The organism is Vibrio sp. 1CM7H, from assembly GCF_023161645.1.
Classification (GTDB): domain Bacteria; phylum Pseudomonadota; class Gammaproteobacteria; order Enterobacterales; family Vibrionaceae; genus Vibrio; species Vibrio diabolicus.
The window spans coordinates 87,468-106,598 of the sequence record NZ_JALNTV010000005.1; the positions used below are offsets into that span (position 1 = coordinate 87,468).

Consider the following 19,131-nt stretch of genomic DNA (forward strand, 5'->3'; position numbering starts at 1 on the left):
AAATAACACTGATTCTTCCTTGCATAAAGTGCGAGAATATTATCTTTAAAACGCCATTTTTTCGTATAATAAAATAAGTTTTATGATCTCGCTAGCAAAAACCTTCCGAAAGGGCAAATTGTGGTGATTATGATCACAAACGGTGAGCTTTTAATTTGCGGAGCAAAATTAATGTCATAAACTGAGGATGACTAAATTGGACGACTGAAATAAGTCATTCAACATAACATCTAATCCTATAGGGGGAACTTAAGGTGAATATTCTCGGATACGCGCAGAAGTTAGGTAAAGCTCTTATGCTTCCTATTGCGACTTTGCCAATCGCAGGCTTGTTACTGCGCTTGGGCCAGCCGGATGTTTTTGACATCGCATTTATGGCACAAGCAGGTAACTCAATCTTTTCTAACCTTCCATTGTTGTTTGGCCTTGGTATTGCGATCGGTCTATCTAAAGACGGTCAAGGTGCAGCTGGCCTTGCTGGTGCAGTTGCGTACTTTGTACTGACAGCGACAGCGTCAACAATTGATGCATCAGTAAACATGTCGTTCTTTGGTGGTATCATCGCAGGTATTATTGCTGGCCACTCTTACAACGCTTTCCATGCTACACGTCTTCCTGAGTGGCTTGCTTTCTTCTCTGGTAAACGTTTAGTGCCGATTATGGCAGGTCTATTCGCTTTAGTTGCTGGTGCAGTTGGTGGCATTGTATGGCCAACAATTCAAGGTGGTCTAGATGCGCTTGCTCATGGCATCTCAACTTCTGGCGCTATTGGTCAGTTTATCTACGGTACACTGAACCGAGCCCTTATTCCTGTAGGTCTACACCACGTACTTAACTCATTCTTCTGGTTTGGTATGGGGTCTTGTCAAGAAGTGCTAGTAACTGGTGCAAATGCTGCGGGTCAAGCGCTTCCTGCTCTACAACAACTGTGTGTGGATCCTGCGCTAGCGAAAACGCTTGTTGCAGGTCAAACTCATACATTTGAATTCGCTAATTCTGTCACTCCTGAAATCACTGCAACAGTGAAGGAAGTAACTGAAACAGTTAAATCTGGTGACCTACACCGTTTCTTCGGCGGCGATAAGAGCGCTGGTGTGTTCATGAACGGTTTCTTCCCAGTAATGATGTTTGGCCTACCTGGTGCGGCGCTTGCAATGTACCTAGCGGCTCCTGCTGAGAAACGCAGCCAAGTTGGTGGTGCATTGTTCTCTGTTGCATTCTGTTCATTCCTAACTGGTATCACAGAGCCTCTAGAGTTCATGTTCGTATTCCTAGCGCCTGCACTATACGCGATTCACGCAGTGTTCACTGGTCTGTCGCTAGTTGTTGCTAACATGCTTGGTACGCTACACGGCTTCACATTCTCAGCTGGTCTAATTGACTACTTGTTGAACTACGGTCTAGCAACTAAGCCGCTACTACTTGGTGCAGTTGGTCTTGGCTTTGGTGCTCTATACTTCTTCACATTCAGCTTCGCAATCCGCGCATTCAACTTGAAATCGCCTGGTCGTGAAGATGACGACAGCGAAGCAGCAGCGCCTGCTGGTGAGAAGAAAAGTGGTGACCTAGCTCGCCAATACTTAAAAGCACTTGGCGGTCATGACAACCTAACTTCAATCGACGCATGTATCACTCGACTACGCTTGACGCTAAAAGATCGTTCAGTCGCTGATGAGGAAGTACTGAAGAAATTGGGTGCGAAAGGTGTGGTTAAACTTGGTGAAAACAACCTTCAAGTTATCCTTGGCCCTCTAGCTGAAATCGTTGCTGGCGAAATGAAAGCAATCGGTGCTAATGAAGACCTATCGAATGTAAAATTGCCTTAATTACATCGAACTGATATCTGACTAAAGACCTCCCTCGGGAGGTCTTTTTTTGTTTTGGCACTTTGAATCTGCTGTGCTTTCGCACTAACTCGATAAATATTGTCGTTTTAGCGCGAGTTCTTGTTGTCTAATTGCTTAGAATTGTGGATCATTAGAAACAATGTACTCTGCAAAACCATACTTGGATGCAGAGTTCCGTTTTCTCTGACAATACTAATATTTTTGAGGTGCTATAGATGAGTGAAGCTGATGCTCGTCCATCAAACTTTATTCGCCAGATCATTGATAAAGATCTAGCGGATGGTAAACACACTAGCGTGCATACTCGATTCCCGCCGGAGCCAAATGGCTACCTGCATATCGGTCATGCTAAGTCTATCTGTTTGAACTTCGGTATTGCTCAGGACTACCAGGGTCAATGTAATCTACGTTTCGACGATACGAACCCTGAAAAAGAAGACATCGAATACGTTGAGTCTATCAAGAAAGATGTAAACTGGTTGGGCTTTGAGTGGAGTGGTGAAGTATGTTACTCATCAAACTACTTCGATAAGCTTTACGAATATGCAATTGAATTGATTAACAAAGGCTTAGCGTACGTAGATGAGCTAAGTCCAGAGCAGATTCGTGAATACCGTGGCACGCTAAAGGCGCCAGGTAAACCAAGCCCATACCGTGACCGTTCTGTTGAAGAGAACTTAGCGTTATTTGAAAAAATGCGCGCTGGTGAATTTGAAGAAGGTAAAGCGTGTCTTCGTGCCAAGATTGACATGGGTTCTTCATTCATGGTTATGCGCGATCCAGTTTTATACCGTGTGCGTTTTGCTACGCACCACCAAACTGGTGATAAGTGGTGCATTTACCCAATGTACGACTTCACGCACTGTATCTCTGATGCATTAGAAGGCATTACACACTCTATCTGTACGCTTGAGTTTATGGATAACCGTCGTCTGTACGACTGGGTTCTGGACAACATCACGATCGAAAGCCGTCCGCATCAATACGAGTTCAGTCGCTTAAACCTTGAGTACACAGTGATGTCTAAGCGTAAGCTTAATCAACTCGTCACTGAAAAACTGGTTAACGGTTGGGATGACCCACGTATGCCAACAGTCTCTGGTCTGCGTCGTCGTGGCTTCACGCCAGCATCTATCCGTGAATTCTGTAAGCGTATTGGTGTAACGAAGCAAGAAAATATGATCGAGTTTAGCTCATTAGAATCTTGTATTCGTGATGACCTAAACGAGAACGCTCCGCGTGCAATGGCTGTGCTGGATCCTGTTAAAGTTGTTATCGAAAACTTTGAAGAAGGTGCAGTAGAAAACTTGACGGTTGCTAATCACCCAAACAAACCAGAGATGGGTGTGCGTGAAGTACCATTCACTCGTGAGTTGTGGATTGAGCGTGAAGACTTCCGTGAAGAGGCGAACAAAAAGTACAAGCGTTTAGTGCTAGGTAAAGAAGTTCGCTTACGTGGTGCTTACGTGATCAAAGCAGAGCGCGTTGAAAAAGATGCCGAAGGCAACATCACGACTATCTTCTGTTCTTACGATGCAGACACACTAGGTAAGAACCCGGCTGATGGCCGTAAAGTAAAAGGTGTGATTCATTGGGTATCAGCTGATAAAGCATTACCAGCGGAAATCCGTCTGTACGATCGTCTATTTACGGTTCCAAACCCGGGTGCAGCAGAAGACTTTGCTTCTACAATCAACCCTGAATCATTAGTTGTGATCAATGGTTTTGTAGAGCCTAGCTTAGCGTCAGCAGAAGCAGAAAAAGGCTACCAGTTTGAGCGTATGGGTTACTTCTGCGCAGACTCGAAAGATTCTTCAGCAGATAAACTAGTATTCAACCGCACGGTTGGTCTACGTGATACTTGGGCAAAAATTGAGAACCAATAATCTCGATTAATGCAAAAACCGATAAAAATGCCAGCAAATGCTGGCATTTTTTTATTCTCATTATCGTAATGCGGCGGTTATAGGTACTGTAGGGAGTTGCTTAAGAACGAGGGACGTTTGATAAATGTTCGGTTTGGAAGCAAAACAATGATGTTTATTAAGGTTTGAATTGGTAAGTCTAATCGACGCTTTACAAAAGTTGGTACGGCAATTCAGCTATTGAAAGATATCGCCCTCAGAAACAAAAAACGCCAGCATGAGCTGACGTTTATTTTAAATCAACAAACCGTTATTTTTTTGGTTTGTGTGCATCTGGATTGTCTTTACAACCACCATCACTGCACTTGCCGTACAAGTATAAGCTGTGGTTTGTTAGCGTGACATTGTACTTAGCTGCAATCTCTTTTTGACGTTCTTCAATAAGATCGTCAGAAAATTCAATTACCTCACCACAGTCTAGGCACACTAGATGGTCGTGGTGATGTTGAGTCGATAATTCGAAGACTGACTTACCACCTTCAAAGTGGTGACGAGTTACAATACCAGCATCATCGAATTGGTTTAGAACTCGGTAAACAGTTGCTAGGCCAATCTCTTCACCTAGATCAATCAACTTTTTGTACAAATCTTCAGCACTGATGTGCTGGCAGTCTGGCTGCTGAAGTACTTCTAGAATTTTTAGCCTTGGAAGGGTTACTTTTAAACCCGCATCCTTCAGCGCCTGATTATTATCTGACATATACTTTCCCGTTGGATCATCTGCAGCGATTTAACAGAATTCAATCTTCCTACCATTATAGGATAAGCGCTCAGAACATTAAACCACGAACTTCAAAGGGTTAATAGAATCTTTTTGTAAATTAGAAACAGGTCGATTATATTACAGATCTGACCAGTTACAACTTTGTAACATTGAGCTTAGAGAGGGCACGGACTGCGATGAATAAGCGACTTGCGAAGATATACAAACCAGGAATTGTAAAATTCGCACTCAATATTTGGCCACCTTTTTGGGGCGCTGGTATTAAAATCTTACATATTTCTGAAGACTTTCGTACCGTGAAGGTGCGTTTGAAACTTCGCTGGTGGAATAAAAACGCCAATCGTACTCAGTATGGTGGCAGTATTTTCTCTTTAACTGATCCCATTTACTCGTTGATGCTGATGGGGATTCTACGCGAGGAGTATTACGTGTGGGATAAAGAGGCGAGTATTAACTTTATTAAGCCAGGGCAAAGTGATTTATATGCAGAATTCGAAGTTACTGAAGGGATGCTAGAAAACATTTATCAAATGACACGGAATGGGGAAAAGTGTTTTCCTGAATTTATTACCCATGTAAAAGATAAACAGGGGAACGTGGTTTCAGAGGTTCAACGCAAGCTTTATGTAAGAAAGAAACCTCAGTATCGTGAAGAGGAAGTGCTCACCGATGCTTTGTGAAAATATACAAAAAGACCTCCAATCGGAGGTCTTTGCATAATTCGATTTATTTAGCCTTCAAGCTCAGCTAAACACATTTCTTCGTAAATCTGTTTAACCCAGTTCTCAACACGCTCGTCAGTCAGTTCCGGTTGACGGTCTTCATCGATACATAGACCTACGAATTGGCTGTCGTCGCCTTCAACAAGTGCTTTAGACGCTTCAAATTCGTAGCCTTCTGTTGAAGTATGGCCAAGAATTGTGCCGCCTTTAGACTCAACGATATCACGTACTGTGCCCATCGCGTCACAGAAATATTCTGCGTAGTCCTCTTGGTCGCCACAGCCAAAGATAGCCACTAGCTTAGTAGAGAAGTCGATTTGCTCAAGTTCAGGGAAGAAATCATCCCAATCACATTGTGCTTCACCGTAGTACCAAGTTGGGATACCTAGAAGAAGAAGATCGAAGTTATCAATGTCTTCTTTGCTGCTTTTCGCGATGTCTTGAACGTGAACTAGATGCTTACCTAGTTGCTTTTGAATCATCTTTGCAACGGCTTCAGTATTACCTGTGTCGCTACCGAAGAAGATACCTACACTTGCCATAGAGTCTATACCTTTACATTGTTTGTTATTGGCGATGGTACTAAGGGTTTAACCTAACCCAGAGCCTTCCCAAGTTAGCTGAATTACACCTTTTGCAATAAAGCCAGCACAGCCTAGGAAAAGGACTAACCATACAATACGACGACCAAAAACAGGTACATTGCCTTGCTTTAGCACATCTTTTATCGCCATCCCGATGAAAAAGAAGATAGCAGCAAAAAGAAGATCGAGCCCAATAGACTCGAGCATATCCATATAGTCGTAAAGCATTTTAGTCCTTCATGCCGAAAAATCTTGGGCGCACTATACCACTGTTAAACGGTAAAGTTAATGCACTACAAGAAGGGTTATTTCAATAATCTATTGTTGCTTTTCGAATTTGTTAACTCGAAATGTATTTCCGAATGACTCTCATTACTTCAGCCGGTTTTTCGGCGTGAAGCCAGTGGCCAGTATTAGCGATAATATGTGCTTTTGCTTGTTTGAACTGTTTTTGCACCGCAGGTTGGTGCTCTGGCATTAAGTAATCGGAATCACCACCTTTAATAAACAGAGTGGGTACGTCTGTTGGGGCAATTTCCTGCCAGCCGATAATTTGTGCGTAATTCTCAAAAAGGCTCGGTACGTTAAACCGCCAGTCCATTTTATCGCCATTTTTGTATAGTGACTTAGAGAGAAATTGTCTTACACCGTCGATCTCCACATGTTGAGCTAGGATATCCATCGCTTGTTGACGGCTTGCTGGCTTTTCGTTAATTACGGCGTGTAAACCATTAAACACATTGTCGTGACGGTTTGCTGTGTAGGCGACAGGTGCCATGTCGAGCACAACCAACTGTTTGACGAGCTCTGGAGCAATGTCCACCAGTGTCATCGCGACCTTTCCACCCATTGAATGCCCAATAATAATAGATGGATCAACATTTAAGTGTTGTAGGAGTTGTGCCACATCTTTTGCCATGTCGGCGTAATTATGAATGTTTGAGTGAAAAGAGAGGCCGTGATTTCTCAGATCAATACTGATCACCGTGTGATCTTTAATAAGATCGCGGGCTAGTAGACCCAGATTACTTAAACTACCAAACAATCCGTGAATCAAAACAACTGTTTGGCCTTGGCCTTCCTGCTTATAGTTGAGTAATGCTGACATTTTATCTTATTCGTGATGGGTTTAACGTGGAGTATCCGAGAGGATCTCGTTATAATCCCCCAGAGTTTAAACATTGAGAATGTGAAAAGCGAATGAAAACAATTGAGGTTGATGAGGATCTATACCGTTACATTGCTAGCCAAACTAAGCATATCGGTGAAAGCGCCTCGGATATTTTGCGACGCCTTTTAAACCTTGATGGTCAGTTGCAGGAAGCTGAAGCCGCGCCTGTAGTAGAGAAGCCACAAGGGATTGTAGTAAGTAAAGATGCGGGTAAAACGGAATCTGTTGATGTAGTGAAAGAAATGCGTTCGCTGCTTATTTCTGATGAGTTTGCCGGTCTAAAAAAAGCGATTGATCGCTTTATGTTAGTACTATCGACCTTACATAAATTAAATCCAGAAGGTTTCGCGCAGGCTACGAATGTAAAGGGACGCAAACGCGTGTACTTTGCAGATAATGAAGAAACCTTGTTGGCAAATGGCAACACGACCAAGCCAAAAGCCATTCCTGGCACACCGTTTTGGGTTATCACGAACAACAATACCAGTCGTAAAAGACAGATGGTTGAACAAGTGATGACACACATGGGGTACCAACCTGACTTAATAGAAAAAGTAACAGGTTCAATCTAAGAAACCTGATAGAAGCCTCATAATGTGTCGCAGTTAGCGGATATTATGAGGCTTTTTTAATTTTATTTGTATTTAAAGAAAGGATGTCAAACATGGCTATGCACCCTCGTGCTGGGCAAAAAGCGCAGCAGGAAGATCTTCATAATATTCCGGCACTTGTTGCCAATTACTTCTTGCTTCAACCTGATGCTAAGAACCCCGATCACAAGGTTCAATTCGGCACATCAGGTCACCGTGGTACCGCTGATAAGCATACATTTAACGAAAACCACATTTTGGCTATTGCTCAAGCGGTTGCAGAAGTTCGTGCCCAGCAAGGGACCACAGGTCCTTTGTTTGTCGGTAAAGACACGCATGCTTTGTCTGAACCTGCATTTTCTAGCGTGATTGAAGTTTTGATTGCGAATGGCGTAAAAGTCATCGTACAGCAGGATAACGGCTACACGCCAACACCAGGTATCTCGCACGCAATTCTGACTTACAACATCAAGCACGATGAAAAAGCAGACGGTATTGTGATTACACCATCTCATAACCCACCACAAGACGGCGGTATCAAATACAATCCGACTCACGGTGGTCCAGCAGAAGCTGAGTTGACTCAAGCTATCGAAGATCGTGCGAACGCACTGATTGCCGAAGGTTTACAAGGTGTTAAACGCTTACCACTAGCAGAAGCAAAAGCATCGGATCTGTTTGTGGAGATGGACTTGGTTAAACCCTATATCGATGATCTGGTGAACGTTATCGATATGGAAGCAATCCAAAAAGCAAATCTGAAGATTGGTGTAGATCCATTGGGTGGCAGCGGCATCGATTACTGGCGTCAAATTGGTCAGGCATACAACCTAGACCTAACGCTAGTAAGTGAAGCGATTGATCCTTCTTTCCAATTCATGTCTCTCGATAAAGACGGCGTTGTACGTATGGACTGTTCTTCTCCTTACGCAATGGCGGGTCTATTGGCATTGAAAGATGAGTACGACCTAGCATTTGGTAACGATCCTGACTACGACCGTCACGGTATCGTTACGCCAAAAGGTTTGATGAACCCGAATCACTTCTTAGCCGTTTGTATCGACTACCTATACCGCCATCGTGACGCATGGGGTAAAGATGTAGCTGTTGGTAAAACACTAGTATCAAGTGCACTGATTGACCGTGTTGTAGCGGATCTAGGTCGTGAGCTATGTGAAGTACCAGTAGGCTTTAAATGGTTTGTTGATGGTCTGTACACTGGTAAATTCGGCTTCGGTGGCGAAGAAAGTGCCGGGGCATCTTTTCTTCGTAAAGATGGTACGCCTTGGTCAACAGACAAAGACGGCATCTTGTTATGTCTTCTAGCGGCAGAGATCACTGCGGTAACGGGTAAGAACCCACAAGACTACTATGAAGAGCTAGCGGCGAAACACGGTGAGTCGAAATACAACCGTATTCAAGCTGTAGCGAATGGCCCTCAAAAAGACGTACTGAAGAAGTTGTCACCAGAAATGGTCGAGGCTGAAACACTAGCGGGTGATCCAATTACGGCTCGTCTAACGCATGCGCCTGGTAATGGTGCTGCAATCGGTGGTCTAAAAGTAACGACGGCAAACGGCTGGTTTGCTGCTCGTCCATCAGGCACAGAGGACATCTACAAGATTTACTGTGAAAGCTTCAAAGGTGAAGAGCACCTAAAACAAATCGAAGCAGAAGCACAAGAGATCGTTAATCAAGTGTTTGCAGCTGCTGGCCTGTAAACCATTCAATAGTTGATTTAGAAAACAAAGGGTTGATGTGCAAGCATCAACCCTTTTGCGTTTTAAGATTCCTGAACTGAGTTGTTTCCGGGCCAGGAATCCGGTACCACAAACCAGAATTGACCGTCCTCCGTTTGTGCATGTACAAATCGGTCTGAAGGCTTTTCAATGGGTTGAGATAAATCGTCCGTACCAATCGCCCAGCATGGTTTGTGTAAATGATAAAGTGGCTTACCGATTAACTCCCATTGGCTCTGGTAGCACCAGTAACCACTAATCTGACTTGGATTTAGTTCATAACCCAAGCACTCGCTAGGAGTTGGCTCTGGAGTAAACGGATTAATATAGAGTCGTCCTTGCATCAATAGACGTTCTTGTGGAGCGTCGTTTAACGGAATTATTTTTTGAAATTCCGGGCGATCGCTCATTTTCAACTGATGAGTAAGCATTCTATTCAGTTTTGTATGCAGCTGGTCGTGAGCATTCGGACCATACCAAACGCCGTTATAAAGAAGATAAAACTTAATCGCTACTTCCCAGTGTTCTATTTGATTTGATTCTGTATTCCGCAACACCAAGTCGATAGCACCAATAGTCTTACCTTCGATGTCGTTTAACTGAACCTCTTCCGCGATAACCTGATATCGTTCTGAACTAGAGAGAACTGCAGTGCATAAGTGCTGATATAAAAAGCCCAATCTTGGATTACCATTGTATTGCTCAGCGTTATTTAAAGGCGTTACCGAAAGATCCTCTAAGGTTGTAAACGGAGGGCGTAACTTGAAAAGAGGAGGTGAAGTGGCGATCCATTGGTAAAAGCGTTGCAGTTGGTTCATCCGTATCCCTATATGTATGGTGAGGCGACAAGCTTTGTTATTGTAACTAAATTTGCTTTTGAGGGTAGGGTGGCTAGCATCGATATTAGGGTTCGAGATACACTTTAAGTACCTAAATGATATCAAGGTGCCAGATGTCAAAACGTTGTTGTATCAACTAGGTTGCACACTCTCGGTCTGATTTCATCGAGAGGTTATTTAGGTTTACATGCGCTAGAAATTGGAAGTAATAATGAATAACTTAAAGCTAGAACAGATTCTTAATGACAAACTGTCACCGCAGTTAATTAAAGATTACGCACCAAACGGGTTACAGGTAGAAGGGACGCCAGCCGTAAAGCGTATTATCACTGGCGTAACTGCCTCCCAAGCCTTAATCGATAAAGCGATTGAGCTTAATGCAGACGCATTACTCGTTCATCACGGTTATTTTTGGAAAGGTGAACCTGAGCCAATTCGTGGTATGAAAGGTAAACGAATTCGTAGTCTGATCAAAAACGATATCAACTTATATGGTTATCACCTTCCTCTGGATATTCACCCAGAGCTAGGCAACAACGCCGAATTAGCTCGCTTACTTGAAATCGAAGTAGAAGGTGGGCTTGAAGGACATCCTCAATCAGTAGCCATGTTTGGACGCTTGAAAAAACCGATGTCTGGTGCTGAGTTTGCGAGCAAGATCAATCAAGTTCTTGATAGACAACCACTGCATATTGCTCCAGAGAATACCGATAAGATGATTGAGACGGTCGGTTGGTGCACTGGTGGAGGACAGGATTTTATTGAGCTTGCTGTACAACACGGATTAGATGCGTTTATCTCTGGCGAAATTTCTGAGCGTACAACCTATACTGCGCGAGAAATGGACATTCATTACTTTGCTGCAGGTCATCATGCTACTGAGCGTTATGGTGTTCAGGCTTTAGGAAAATGGCTAGCGGATGAATATGGCCTACATGTGGAGTTTATCGATATTGATAATCCGGTTTAGTGTTCGCTATTCATAACGTGAAACGCTGAAAAGAAAAAAGGGTTGAGACAAAATCTCAACCCTTTTGTTTGTTTATCTTCTAACTAAAAAGATCATTCACGTTCGTGAAGTGGAGAAAACTCACGCTGTGTCTCACCAGTGTATAGCTGACGAGGACGACCGATGCGGTTCAGTGGATCGCTGTGCATTTCGTTCCAGTGAGCAATCCAGCCGATGGTACGAGAAATCGCGAAGATAACCGTAAACATAGAAACTGGAATACCAATCGCTTTAAGAATGATACCTGAGTAGAAGTCTACGTTCGGGTACAGCTTCTTAGAAACGAAGTACTCATCAGAAAGCGCAATGCGCTCAAGTTCCATTGCTACATCTAGTAGAGGGTCTTGAATGTTTAGCTCTTTGAGAACTTCATGACACGTTTCGCGCATTACTGTCGCACGTGGATCGTAGTTTTTATAAACGCGGTGACCAAAGCCCATTAAGCGGAATGGGTCATCTTTGTCTTTCGCGCGGTCTACATACTCAGGGATGTTATCGACGCTGCCAATCTCTTCTAGCATTCTCAAGCACGCTTCGTTTGCACCACCGTGAGCAGGTCCCCAAAGTGATGCAATACCAGCGGCAATACATGCAAATGGGTTAGCACCAGAAGAGCCAGCTAGACGTACAGTTGACGTCGACGCATTCTGTTCATGATCCGCGTGTAGCGTGAAGATTTTATCCATTGCACGAGCAACGACAGGGTTTACTTCATACTCTTCGCAAGGGTTTGCGAACATCATGTGTAGGAAGTTTTCTGCGTAGCTCAAATCGTTGCGTGGGTAGATAAATGGCTGACCGATAGAGTATTTGTAACACATTGCAGCCAGTGTCGGCATCTTCGATAGCAGACGGTACGCCGCGATCTCGCGGTGCTCGTCGTTGTTGATGTCAAGAGAGTCGTGGTAGAAGGCTGCAAGTGCACCGACTACACCACACATTACTGCCATTGGGTGAGCATCACGTCGGAAGCCATGGAAAAAGCTTGCGATTTGTTCGTGGACCATAGTATGACGCGTTACGGTCGTCTTGAATTGCTCGTATTGTTCTCGGGTAGGGGCTTCACCATAAAGAAGGATGTAACATACTTCTAAGTAATCTGCGTTATTGGCTAATTGATCAATCGGGAAACCGCGGTGCAAAAGAATACCTTTGCCGCCATCGATGTACGTGATTGATGATTCACAAGATGCAGTGGCAAGAAAACCTGGGTCAAAAGTAAAGTAACCATTGGCTCCCAGCTTACGAACGTCAATTACAGGTGTACCTAGCGTACCGTCCATAATTGGCAGTTCGATTGGCGCTTGACCTTCAACATGAAGGGTCGCTTTCTTATCCGCCATAACAATCTCCTTTGTTTATTATTTAATCCGTCCAGGATGTTTATGTGCCATTTTTGTACTGTTGTTAAAGCTTAAAGTCAATTTTTCTCCATCTTTGTGTGCACTTGTTATGATTTTTCTCATGAAAATCGTTAAAAATCTGTTCTATGTAGCATAATTTGTTACACCAATTGTATTAGAATGTTGCTCGCCGTATATTGGCTAAGAAAATTTTAGTTAAATCCTTATAAATTCGGGGCTAGAAACAAAGAGTGAGGTTTGTTGCTGGACTCCGATTGTTAACAAGTTGTTTACAATTATCTGGGTGGTTACTCGCGATATTTGTTAAATAGATGTTAACTTTTGTACGTTTGGAAGCTGAAATTGGTTATAACAATAAATGCTCAATGGAGCTGAGTGAGCAAGCCCGTGAAAGAAAGAAAGTCAAGACCTGTTAATTTAGATTTACAGACCATCCACTTTCCTATCACAGCAATCGCATCCATCCTACACCGTGTGTCTGGGGTAATTACGTTTGTTGCGGTGGGTATACTACTGTGGTTACTGTCCATTTCTCTGTCATCCCCAATGGGTTTTATGGAAGCCGCTGACATCGTCGATAGCTTCTTCGTAAAATTCATCCTGTGGGGAATTCTTACTGCACTTGCCTACCACATTGCAGGTGGTATCCGTCACTTGTTGATGGATCTAGGTCACTTTGAAGAGCTAGATTCTGGCACGATGAGCGCTAAAGTCGCGTTTGGTGTAACAGCAGTATTATCATTATTGGCGGGGATCTTGGTATGGTAAAACACGTATCTTCATTTGGTCGTAATGGTGTACACGATTTCCTACTAATTCGTGCAACTGCAATCATTATGACGCTATACACGATTTATCTGATTAGCTTCTGTGCATTTTCAGATATCTCTTACGCATCTTGGACCCAATTCTTTGGTGGTACCTTCACTAAAGTATTCACCATGTTGGCACTTGTCTCGATCCTGATCCACGCATGGGTCGGTTTGTGGCAGGTATTAACGGATTACATTAAGTGCGCGAAACTGCGTGGCGCACTGCAACTTGGTGTTATTGCCGTGCTATTCGGCTATGTCTTCTCTGGTCTATTTATTCTGTGGGGTGCGTAAGTGTCTATTCCAGTTCGTGAGTTTGATGCCGTAGTAATCGGCGCTGGTGGTGCAGGTATGCGCGCTGCACTACAAATTTCAGAACAAGGCCTATCATGTGCTTTGTTATCAAAAGTATTTCCAACACGTTCTCATACTGTGTCTGCACAGGGCGGTATTACCGTTGCTCTGGGTAACTCGCACAAAGACGATTGGCAATGGCACATGTACGATACCGTTAAAGGTTCCGATTACATCGGTGACCAGAACGCGATTGAATACATGTGTAAAAATGGCCCTGAGTCCGTTATCGAACTAGAAAAAATGGGTCTTCCATTCTCTCGTTTTGATAACGGTACTATCTACCAACGTCCATTCGGTGGTCAGTCAAAAGAATTTGGTGGTGAGCAAGCTGCACGTACAGCAGCAGCTGCGGACCGTACAGGTCACGCGCTTCTGCATACGCTTTACCAACAAAATGTGAAACACAAAACCACCATTTTCTCGGAATGGTATGCACTAGACTTGGTGAAAAACCAAGACGGCGCCGTAATGGGCTGTACTGCGATTTGTATGGAAACGGGTGAAATCTGTTACTTCAAATCAAAAGCAACGATTCTAGCAACAGGTGGCGCAGGTCGTATTTACGCGTCGACCACTAACGCACACATCAACACTGGTGACGGTGTAGGTATGGCATTGCGTGCGGGTGTACCTATGCAAGACATGGAAATGTGGCAGTTCCACCCAACGGGTATCGCTGGTGCAGGTGTTCTTGTAACAGAAGGTTGTCGTGGTGAAGGTGGTTACCTTCTAAATAAAGATGGCGAACGCTTCATGGAGCGCTATGCCCCTAACGCGAAAGATCTTGCTGGTCGTGACGTAGTTGCACGTTCAATGATGATCGAAATTCGTGAAGGCCGTGGTTGTGATGGTCCTTGGGGTCCACACATTAAGCTGAAATTGGATCACCTTGGTAAAGAAGTGCTTGAGTCACGTCTGCCTGGTATTTGTGAGCTGTCTCGTACTTTCGCGCACGTTGATCCAGTGAAAGAGCCAATTCCAGTGATTCCAACCTGTCACTACATGATGGGTGGTGTACCGACTCAAGTGTCTGGCCAAGCAATCAAGCAAAAGGCTGACGGCAGCGAGATGGAAGTACAAGGTCTATATGCATGTGGTGAGATTGCTTCTGTATCAGTACACGGAGCAAACCGTCTAGGCGGCAACTCATTACTAGACTTGGTCGTGTTTGGTCGCGCGACTGGCTTGCACCTTGGCGAAACGCTCGCAGCGCAAGCTGAGGCACGCCCTGCAACTGAATCTGATATTGAAGCATCTTTAGCGCGTACCATGCGTTGGGAAAATAGTACTGGCGGTGAAGATCCAGTTCAAATCCGTAAAGACCTACAAGCTTGCATGCAAAACAGCTTCTCGGTATTCCGTGAAGGCGATGCAATGGCAACGGGTCTAGAAGAGTTGAAAGTAATTCGCGAACGTCTGAAAGATGCGCATCTAGCGGACAAGTCTTCTGAATTCAACACGCAACGTATTGAGTGTCTAGAGTTAGACAACTTGATGGAAACAGCATTCTCTACAGCCGTAGCGGCGAACTACCGTACTGAAAGCCGTGGTGCACATGCTCGTTTCGATTTCCCTGAGCGTGATGATGAGAACTGGCTATGCCACTCTATCTACAACCCGGAAACAGAAGCGATGACTAAGCGTGATGTGAACATGACGCCAACGCATCGTGAAGCTTTCCCGCCGAAAGTACGTACATACTAAAGGGAGGATACGACTATGAAATTGAACTTCTCTTTATACCGTTACAATCCGGATGTGGATACCAAGCCTTACATGAAAGAGTATACCCTTGAGGTAGACGAAGGCTCAGACATGATGGTGCTTGATGCATTGATTCTGCTAAAAGAGCAAGATCCAAGCATCGCGTTCCGTCGCTCATGCCGTGAAGGGGTATGTGGTTCTGATGGTTTGAACATGAATGGTAAAAATGGTCTAGCGTGTATCACACCGTTATCTGCTCTACAAGGCGAAAAGATAGTTATTCGTCCATTGCCAGGGTTACCTGTCGTGCGCGATCTTATCGTTGACATGACGCAGTTCTATGATAACTATGCGAAAGTTAAACCATTCTTGATTGATGATGGTGCATTACCACCATCACGCGAGAACCTACAATCGCCTGATGATCGTGCGCATTTAGATGGATTGTACGAATGTATTATGTGTGCATGTTGTACAACGTCTTGCCCATCATTCTGGTGGAACCCTGACAAATTCATCGGTCCAGCAGGTCTTCTTGCGGCATACCGCTGGCTAGTTGATAGCCGTGATACGGCAACAGATGAACGTTTGTCTGATCTTGATGATGCATTTAGCGTTTTTCGTTGCCATGGCATCATGAATTGTGTAAGTGTTTGTCCTAAGGGATTAAATCCGACAAAAGCCATCGGCCATATTAAGTCGATGCTGGTTAATCGCTCGGTTTAATTTACTCGCTCTTAGGAATGTCGCAGTGTTGCGGATCACCCGATATGACCGCTTCACTGCTTCAAGAATATTTCGAGTAAAGAATACAAAAATTGCCGACTAGTTCTGGTCGGCTCTTATAGCTCGGCAAAGACCGAAGCAAACGTGAAAACTACTGGTTAAGGGAAAATATGCACAACGGCGTGATGAAGGCATGGCTCGAGTCTTCACACTTGGCTGGCGCCAATGCAACGTATGTAGAGGACCTCTACGAACTGTATCTAAGTGATCCCGATCTGGTAAGTGAGGAGTGGAAACGTGTTTTTGAAGGCTTACCTAAGCCGTCAGAAGAAGTGGCAGAACAACCACATTCACGTGTCCGTGACTACTTCCGTCGACTCGCTAGAGAAACAAAGCATTACAATGTCCAAGTTAGTGACCCAGATGTCGATGCAAAACAAGTAAAAGTTCTACAGCTAATCAACGCATACCGTTTCCGCGGACATGAAGCTGCAGAATTAGACCCACTAGGTCTATGGCAACGCCCAACCGTGGCGGAGTTAGACCCTGCTTTTCATAATCTTACCGAAGATGACTTCGAAGAAACTTTCAACGTAGGTTCTTTTGCTGTTGGGCAAGAAACCATGAAGTTGAAAGACATCTATGAAGCCCTCAACAAAACTTACTGCGGTTCCATCGGTGCTGAATACATGCACATGACTGACACAGAGCAAAAACGTTGGATCCAACAACGTCTTGAGTCTGTCGTAGGCCAGCCATCATTCAACAAAGATGAGAAGCGCACATTCCTAGAAGAGCTAACAGCCGCTGAAGGTTTGGAGCGTTACCTCGGGGCGAAATTCCCAGGTGCAAAACGTTTCTCTCTAGAAGGTGGTGACGCACTGATTCCGATGACGAAAGAGTTGATCCGTCATGCGGGAACAAGTGGGATGCGTGAAGTGGTTATCGGTATGGCTCACCGTGGTCGTTTGAACATGCTGGTGAACGTGCTTGGTAAGAAGCCTCAAGATCTGTTCGATGAGTTTGCCGGTAAACACGACGAAACTTGGGGCACGGGTGATGTGAAATATCACCAAGGCTTCTCTGCCGACTTTGCTACCCCAGGTGGTGATGTTCACTTAGCTCTTGCATTTAACCCATCGCATCTAGAAATCGTCAACCCAGTAGTCATGGGGTCGGTGCGAGCACGTCAAGATCGCTTGGGTGATAATCAAGGTAGCAAAGTGCTTCCTATCACTATCCACGGTGACTCTGCAATCGCTGGTCAGGGTGTGGTTGCCGAAACGTTCAACATGTCACTGGCTCGTGGTTTCCAAGTCGGTGGTACGGTGCGTATCGTTATTAACAACCAAGTTGGCTTTACGACGTCTAACCCTCGTGACACGCGTTCAACGATGTACTGTACAGATATCGCGAAGATGGTTCAGGCGCCAATCTTCCATGTGAATGCCGATGACCCAGAAGCAGTTGCTTTTGTTACTCGTATTGCTTTGGATTACCGCAACGAGTTCAAGCGCGATGTCGTGATTGATTTGGTGTGTTACCGTCGCCACGGTCACAACGAGGCCGATGAGCCAAACGCGACTCAGCCTTTGATGTACCAAAAAATCAAAAAACACCCTACACCACGCAAATTGTATGCGGATATTCTGATCGATAAAAACGAATCAGATATCGAGACAGCGACTCAGTTAGTCAATGAGTACCGCGACGCATTAGACCGCGGTGAAGTGGTGGTTAAAGAATGGCGTCCAATGGCGTTGCACTCCGTAGACTGGTCCCCTTACTTAGGGCATGAATGGGATATGGAGTGGGATTCAAAATATGACAAGACGCGTCTTATCGAGTTGGGTAATCGTCTTTGTCAGTATCCAGAAAGCCATAAACTGCAAAGCCGTGTTAATAAGCTTTACAACGATCGCCTAGCAATGATGACCGGTGAAAAAGCAATCGACTGGGGTATGGCCGAAACATTGGCGTATGCAACATTAGTTGATGATGGTAAGCGTATTCGCCTTTCTGGTCAGGATTCGGGTCGTGGTACTTTCTTCCACCGTCACTCGGTTCTTCATAACCAAACAGATGCAAGTACGTACATTCCATTAGCGAATATTCATGACAATCAGGGGCCATTCCAAGTGTTTGACTCAGTACTGTCAGAAGAAGCGGTATTGGCATTTGAATACGGTTACGCAACAGCAGAGCCAGGTGGTTTGACTATCTGGGAAGCGCAGTTTGGTGACTTTGCCAACGGCGCGCAGGTTGTGATTGACCAATTCATCTCGTCAGGTGAGCAGAAATGGGCACGCTTGTGTGGTCTCACAATGCTTCTACCTCACGGTTACGAAGGTCAAGGCCCTGAGCACTCATCTGCACGTCTAGAGCGTTACCTTCAGTTGTGTGCTGAGCAAAATATGCAGGTTGTAGTTCCTTCAACACCGGCTCAGGTATACCACATGATTCGTCGTCAAGTTGTACGCCCAATGCGTCGACCTCTGATTGTTATGTCGCCAAAATCTTTGCTGCGCCATCCTCTATGTACTTCGACAATTGAAGACTTAGCGGACGGTACATTCCAATCTGCAATTCCAGAAGTAGATGATTTAGACCCAAGCAAAGTAAAACGCGTCGTGTTCTGTTCAGGTAAGGTTTATTTTGACCTACTGGAGCAGCGCCGTAACAACGAGCAAGACGATGTCGCTATCGTGCGTATCGAGCAGCTTTATCCATTCCCGATGGAAGAAGTACAAGCAGCGATTGCTCAATACACTAACGTTGAAGACTTCGTGTGGTGTCAGGAAGAGCCTCAGAACCAAGGTGCTTGGTACTGTAGCCAACACAACTTCCGTGCCGCTATTCCTGCAGGTGCAGATCTTAAATACGCAGGTCGCCCAGCTTCTGCTTCGCCAGCAGTTGGCTACATGTCGGTGCACTTGAAACAACAAAAAGCGTTGGTTGAAGACGCTCTGAACGTGAACTCAAAAACTTCGAATTAAGAACTAGAAGTTAAAGGAAGAA

General features: G+C 44.6%; 17 protein-coding genes. 11 read left to right on the plus strand and 6 right to left on the minus strand.

All coding sequences use genetic code 11. The features are described 5' to 3' along the window. The first annotated feature begins 254 nt into the window (after positions 1-254). On the plus strand, positions 255-1,826 hold the full coding sequence (gene nagE, locus MSG33_RS17855) for an N-acetylglucosamine-specific PTS transporter subunit IIBC (protein WP_006742711.1): 1,572 nt from the start codon (positions 255-257) through the stop codon (positions 1,824-1,826). Positions 1,827-2,062: 236 nt separating this feature from the next. Then, positions 2,063-3,733 (plus strand): glutamine--tRNA ligase, encoded by a 1,671-nt coding sequence (gene glnS / locus MSG33_RS17860; protein WP_005393044.1) that lies wholly within the window; start codon positions 2,063-2,065, stop codon positions 3,731-3,733. A 289-nt stretch (positions 3,734-4,022) separates the two neighbouring features. Here the strand turns inward: glnS and fcrX are convergent, their stop codons facing one another. Further along, positions 4,023-4,472, minus strand: a complete 450-nt coding sequence (gene fcrX, locus MSG33_RS17865; protein WP_005382141.1) for a ferric iron uptake transcriptional regulator FcrX — start codon at positions 4,470-4,472, stop codon at positions 4,023-4,025. A 200-nt stretch (positions 4,473-4,672) separates the two neighbouring features. Between fcrX and MSG33_RS17870 the strand changes: the two genes are divergently transcribed. Continuing rightward, positions 4,673-5,176, plus strand: a complete 504-nt coding sequence (locus MSG33_RS17870; RefSeq protein ID WP_047009532.1) for a DUF4442 domain-containing protein — start codon at positions 4,673-4,675, stop codon at positions 5,174-5,176. 50 nt (positions 5,177-5,226) lie between these two features. Here the strand turns inward: MSG33_RS17870 and fldA are convergent, their stop codons facing one another. From fldA to MSG33_RS17885, 3 genes are all read right to left on the minus strand, one after another. Beyond that, positions 5,227-5,760, minus strand: a complete 534-nt coding sequence (gene fldA, locus MSG33_RS17875; protein ID WP_005393040.1) for a flavodoxin FldA — start codon at positions 5,758-5,760, stop codon at positions 5,227-5,229. Positions 5,761-5,808: 48 nt separating this feature from the next. After that, positions 5,809-6,030 (minus strand): DUF2788 domain-containing protein, encoded by a 222-nt coding sequence (locus tag MSG33_RS17880; RefSeq protein WP_005393038.1) that lies wholly within the window; start codon positions 6,028-6,030, stop codon positions 5,809-5,811. A gap of 112 nt (positions 6,031-6,142) precedes the next feature. Then, positions 6,143-6,910: an alpha/beta fold hydrolase gene (locus tag MSG33_RS17885; protein ID WP_182019093.1), complete on the minus strand. Its 768-nt coding sequence runs from the start codon at positions 6,908-6,910 to the stop codon at positions 6,143-6,145. A 92-nt stretch (positions 6,911-7,002) separates the two neighbouring features. Here MSG33_RS17885 and seqA point away from each other — a divergent pair, with 92 nt between their 5' ends. Both seqA and pgm read left to right on the plus strand, forming a co-directional pair. Beyond that, the gene (seqA, locus tag MSG33_RS17890) at positions 7,003-7,545 is read left to right on the plus strand and encodes a replication initiation negative regulator SeqA (protein WP_005393026.1); all 543 of its coding nucleotides are present in this window, start codon (positions 7,003-7,005) and stop codon (positions 7,543-7,545) included. Positions 7,546-7,637: 92 nt separating this feature from the next. Then, on the plus strand, positions 7,638-9,284 hold the full coding sequence (pgm, locus tag MSG33_RS17895; RefSeq protein WP_248381608.1) for a phosphoglucomutase (alpha-D-glucose-1,6-bisphosphate-dependent): 1,647 nt from the start codon (positions 7,638-7,640) through the stop codon (positions 9,282-9,284). Between the two features lie 62 nt (positions 9,285-9,346). Here the strand turns inward: pgm and MSG33_RS17900 are convergent, their stop codons facing one another. Continuing rightward, positions 9,347-10,120, minus strand: coding sequence for a DUF1853 family protein (locus tag MSG33_RS17900; RefSeq protein ID WP_053303293.1), 774 nt, complete (start codon positions 10,118-10,120; stop codon positions 9,347-9,349). A 232-nt stretch (positions 10,121-10,352) separates the two neighbouring features. Between MSG33_RS17900 and MSG33_RS17905 the strand changes: the two genes are divergently transcribed. After that, positions 10,353-11,111 (plus strand): Nif3-like dinuclear metal center hexameric protein, encoded by a 759-nt coding sequence (locus MSG33_RS17905; RefSeq protein ID WP_006742708.1) that lies wholly within the window; start codon positions 10,353-10,355, stop codon positions 11,109-11,111. A 92-nt stretch (positions 11,112-11,203) separates the two neighbouring features. On the opposite strand, the gene MSG33_RS17910 is transcribed toward MSG33_RS17905, so the two are convergent. Then, the gene (locus MSG33_RS17910) at positions 11,204-12,493 is read right to left on the minus strand and encodes a citrate synthase (protein WP_005382163.1); all 1,290 of its coding nucleotides are present in this window, start codon (positions 12,491-12,493) and stop codon (positions 11,204-11,206) included. Between the two features lie 396 nt (positions 12,494-12,889). Between MSG33_RS17910 and sdhC the strand changes: the two genes are divergently transcribed. The 5 genes from sdhC to sucA all read left to right on the plus strand — a co-directional run bounded on the left by sdhC (position 12,890) and on the right by sucA (position 19,109). Further along, positions 12,890-13,282 carry a succinate dehydrogenase cytochrome b556 subunit gene (gene sdhC / locus MSG33_RS17915; protein WP_239938474.1) on the plus strand — a complete coding sequence of 131 codons (393 nt, stop codon included), beginning with the start codon at positions 12,890-12,892 and terminating at the stop codon, positions 13,280-13,282. Next, positions 13,276-13,620 (plus strand): succinate dehydrogenase, hydrophobic membrane anchor protein, encoded by a 345-nt coding sequence (gene sdhD / locus MSG33_RS17920; RefSeq protein WP_005382169.1) that lies wholly within the window; start codon positions 13,276-13,278, stop codon positions 13,618-13,620. The genes sdhC and sdhD overlap by 7 nt, the downstream gene beginning before the upstream one ends. Continuing rightward, positions 13,621-15,387, plus strand: coding sequence for a succinate dehydrogenase flavoprotein subunit (sdhA, locus tag MSG33_RS17925; protein WP_005393016.1), 1,767 nt, complete (start codon positions 13,621-13,623; stop codon positions 15,385-15,387). A gap of 15 nt (positions 15,388-15,402) precedes the next feature. Further along, positions 15,403-16,113 (plus strand): succinate dehydrogenase iron-sulfur subunit, encoded by a 711-nt coding sequence (locus tag MSG33_RS17930; RefSeq protein ID WP_248381610.1) that lies wholly within the window; start codon positions 15,403-15,405, stop codon positions 16,111-16,113. A 170-nt stretch (positions 16,114-16,283) separates the two neighbouring features. Next, a complete protein-coding gene (gene sucA, locus MSG33_RS17935) occupies positions 16,284-19,109 on the plus strand; it encodes a 2-oxoglutarate dehydrogenase E1 component (RefSeq protein ID WP_005393014.1) in 2,826 nt (941 codons plus the stop codon). The last annotated feature ends 22 nt before the right edge of the window (positions 19,110-19,131 follow it).

What these genes read in the sequence shown, in the direction of transcription:
- fldA (WP_005393040.1), bottom strand. Translation starts at nt 5,760, where the DNA reads ATGGCAAGTGTAGGTATCTTCTTCGGTAGCGACACAGGTAATACTGAA.
- sdhD (WP_005382169.1), top strand. Translation starts at nt 13,276, where the DNA reads ATGGTAAAACACGTATCTTCATTTGGTCGTAATGGTGTACACGATTTC.
- MSG33_RS17910 (WP_005382163.1), bottom strand. Translation starts at nt 12,493, where the DNA reads ATGGCGGATAAGAAAGCGACCCTTCATGTTGAAGGTCAAGCGCCAATC.
- MSG33_RS17905 (WP_006742708.1), top strand. Translation starts at nt 10,353, where the DNA reads ATGAATAACTTAAAGCTAGAACAGATTCTTAATGACAAACTGTCACCG.
- glnS (WP_005393044.1), top strand. Translation starts at nt 2,063, where the DNA reads ATGAGTGAAGCTGATGCTCGTCCATCAAACTTTATTCGCCAGATCATT.
- MSG33_RS17900 (WP_053303293.1), bottom strand. Translation starts at nt 10,120, where the DNA reads ATGAACCAACTGCAACGCTTTTACCAATGGATCGCCACTTCACCTCCT.
- MSG33_RS17930 (WP_248381610.1), top strand. Translation starts at nt 15,403, where the DNA reads ATGAAATTGAACTTCTCTTTATACCGTTACAATCCGGATGTGGATACC.
- seqA (WP_005393026.1), top strand. Translation starts at nt 7,003, where the DNA reads ATGAAAACAATTGAGGTTGATGAGGATCTATACCGTTACATTGCTAGC.
- MSG33_RS17880 (WP_005393038.1), bottom strand. Translation starts at nt 6,030, where the DNA reads ATGCTTTACGACTATATGGATATGCTCGAGTCTATTGGGCTCGATCTT.
- MSG33_RS17870 (WP_047009532.1), top strand. Translation starts at nt 4,673, where the DNA reads ATGAATAAGCGACTTGCGAAGATATACAAACCAGGAATTGTAAAATTC.
- pgm (WP_248381608.1), top strand. Translation starts at nt 7,638, where the DNA reads ATGGCTATGCACCCTCGTGCTGGGCAAAAAGCGCAGCAGGAAGATCTT.
- sucA (WP_005393014.1), top strand. Translation starts at nt 16,284, where the DNA reads ATGCACAACGGCGTGATGAAGGCATGGCTCGAGTCTTCACACTTGGCT.
- fcrX (WP_005382141.1), bottom strand. Translation starts at nt 4,472, where the DNA reads ATGTCAGATAATAATCAGGCGCTGAAGGATGCGGGTTTAAAAGTAACC.
- MSG33_RS17885 (WP_182019093.1), bottom strand. Translation starts at nt 6,910, where the DNA reads ATGTCAGCATTACTCAACTATAAGCAGGAAGGCCAAGGCCAAACAGTT.